The organism is Bacillus sp. C30, from assembly GCF_040838255.1.
GTDB classification, from domain to species: domain Bacteria; phylum Bacillota; class Bacilli; order Bacillales; family Bacillaceae_G; genus Bacillus_A; species Bacillus_A mycoides.
Map to the genome: position 1 here is coordinate 1 of NZ_JBFPJH010000405.1, position 2,701 is coordinate 2,701.

General features: G+C 33.1%; 3 protein-coding genes. 1 reads left to right on the forward strand and 2 read right to left on the reverse strand.

Annotated features, from left to right (window positions below):
• Positions 1 to 103 precede the first annotated feature (103 nt).
• Complete coding sequence (locus tag AB3X49_RS20920; protein ID WP_367964496.1) at positions 104 to 1,714, reverse strand: amidase family protein; 1,611 nt, start codon at positions 1,712 to 1,714, stop codon at positions 104 to 106.
• Positions 1,715 to 1,821: 107 nt separating this feature from the next.
• The gene (locus AB3X49_RS20925; protein ID WP_002012306.1) at positions 1,822 to 1,956 is read right to left on the reverse strand and encodes a hypothetical protein; all 135 of its coding nucleotides are present in this window, start codon (positions 1,954 to 1,956) and stop codon (positions 1,822 to 1,824) included.
• Between the two features lie 190 nt (positions 1,957 to 2,146).
• On the opposite strand from AB3X49_RS20925, the gene AB3X49_RS20930 reads away from it, so the two are divergent.
• Complete coding sequence (locus tag AB3X49_RS20930; RefSeq protein ID WP_002126872.1) at positions 2,147 to 2,566, forward strand: GNAT family N-acetyltransferase; 420 nt, start codon at positions 2,147 to 2,149, stop codon at positions 2,564 to 2,566.
• Positions 2,567 to 2,701: the final 135 nt, after the last annotated feature.

A 2,701-nucleotide genomic window follows, 5' to 3' on the forward strand; every position in this document is an offset into this window, starting at 1 on the left:
CTTCTATAGACAATCTTTCTTACTAATTGGAAAGAATCCTTTTTTTCTTTTTTATTGTCGGATTTTTTTATCTAATACTTTTCTAAAAACTACTTTATCAACTCTATATTTTAGGAGATCTTCTATTTTTAGATTGCTGTTCATACGCATATCCAATATTAAAAAGTTCTTTTTCACCAAACTGTTTCCCAACAAACACTACGCCTACCGGCTGACCATCAGAATCATACCCTGCCGGCACTGCTAATTCTGGATAACCAGCCACAGCTGATAGAAGAACTTCATCGTTATTAATCATCACAAGAGCATCCAAACCTTTTTCTACTAAATACCTATCTAGCTCTTTTCTTGCATTTTCTTGACTCGTTTGAACTACTTTTTCAAACTCACCTTTCGTTATAGCAGATTTTTCAGAGCCCTCAATTAATGTTTGTCCATATTTCATTCGTCTTTTACTATCTTTTTTATTAAACGCTATAATCTCTTCTAACGATTTTACAGGCACATTTTTTTGCTTCGAAAGATAGTCGTTAACATTATGCTTGAACTCATATTCTAATGTTTGCAGATTATCTACACCCTCGCTGTTTAACTGAATATCATCAGTCAATATCGCACCTGCATCTTGAATGTCTTTTCTAATCTTTTCTGCTACTGCTTTTCTATTTTCATCTTGTTGATCTACAGAAAAAAGAATCCCTATCTTTTTCCCTTTTAATCCATCTATCGATAAATCATTCGTATAATTTATTCTATCTCTATCTTTCATTTTTTCTGTCATAGCATCTTTTTCATCATAACTTACCATTGTATTAAATAACGTTGCCGCGTCTTTTACCGTTCTTGCCATAGGCCCTGCAGTATCAAGCGTTTCAGCTAACGGAATAATTCCAGTTCTACTAATCATACCTAAAGATGGACGTAATCCAACTACTGATTGCTGGGCTGCTGGTGCTACAATTGATCCAGTCGTTTCTGTGCCAATCGCAAGCGGTGCAAAATCTGCTGCAACTACTGTAGCAGATCCAGAACTTGATCCCGATGTATCAAACGTAATCGGACCGTATGGATTTAAATTTTGTCCTTTCTTCCCACTATATCCACTTGGCATTGTAAAAGATAAATAATTTGCCCATTCAGACATATTCGCTTTTCCTAAAACAAAAGCACCTTCTTCTTTCAACTTCTTCACGATCGTCGCATCTTCATCTGCAATCCAATCTTTTAATACATAAGTTCCTGCGCTTGTCGGCATCACTTTTTCCGTTTGTATATTATCTTTTACAATGACAGGAATGCCATATAAGTTCGATTTCTTCTTTAACGCTCTCTCTTTATCTAACTTTCGTGCTACTTCCATCGCATTAGGATTAATCTCTGTAACAGCATTTAATGATATTCCACTTTGATCATGTTCTTGTATTCTAAAAAGATAAATACTCGTTAATTCTTCATATGATAATTTCCCATCATCAACCATTTTTTGAAGCTCATCCACAGTCGCATTTACAACTTCTTTTTCTTTTATCTTTATATTATCTATGTCGATCCCTTTAAGCTGATTATGTATCGGTTTTAACACTCTGTCTTTATCATATACAATACGCTCAGGTTCCTTTGGAAAATAATTTTTATACACGTAATATCCTCCGGCACACGCCAATAGAACAATACCTCCGGCGATAGACAACGTTATCTTTACCCATTTTTTCATGTTGCTTCCTCCACTCTAAAAGTTGCTCATTTATATAAAAAAGAGAGTTACCTTTTACTTAACTCTCTCCAATCAAAATGCTAAATGAAAAAATGAAAGATTTCAATCTAATTACTTTTTTTTTGCATTTGCTTTGCTAACAATTCCTTCACCTGATTATATGTTAATCCTGAATTTTTATTTAAACGTTTCACTTCATCAACATCAGTACCTACCACTGTATATTTTTTCTCATCATTCATTTTTCTACTTCCTTTCTCACCGGATTATTTCTTATATTTCTTCCCTAAACTCTTATAAATTAACACAAATACAAATAAGGAAACTACACTAAATTCAATAACTAAAAGGAGTTCTGTTGCGTAAGAGGAATAGATAGAAAAATGTCGAATTTATTATACTTGTTGAATTTGAGGACTTGGAGGATACATTTTGAAAAAATATGAGTTTAAAAATAACATTCCAACATTGGAAGAGTACAAATATTTGTGCGAGTCTGTGGGATGGACTAATTATATGAATTTTGAAGTGGTGGAAACATCACTGAAGAATTCTGTTCACTGCATCACAGTCAAGGATAATGAACAAATTGTGGGTATGGGGAGAATTGTTGGTGATGGGGCTATCTATTTCTATATTCAAGATATAGTAGTCCATCCAGATTATCAGAAAAATGGAATCGGGAAAGAAATCATGCATATTTTGGTTGAATACTTAAATCAGAATGCCCCTGATAAGGCATTTGTCGGTTTGTTTGCATCACAAGGTAAAGAATCGTTCTATGAAAAATATGATTTTAAAGATTACTCACCAAACATGACGGGGATGTTTACTGTAATTTCAAAAAAATAAACATAATAGATTTTTAATTATACGTCATCAATATTAAAGAAATTGTTCTCACAGTAATGCTTATCTTAAATAAGATCTTCCACGATTGGGTGTGAATATTAAATAAGAAAGGACAGTAGATAGTATATATACTAT

Coding starts and splice junctions, on each gene's coding strand:
- AB3X49_RS20925 (WP_002012306.1), bottom strand. CDS start 1,956: ATGAATGATGAGAAAAAATATACAGTGGTAGGTACTGATGTTGATGAA.
- AB3X49_RS20920 (WP_367964496.1), bottom strand. CDS start 1,714: ATGAAAAAATGGGTAAAGATAACGTTGTCTATCGCCGGAGGTATTGTT.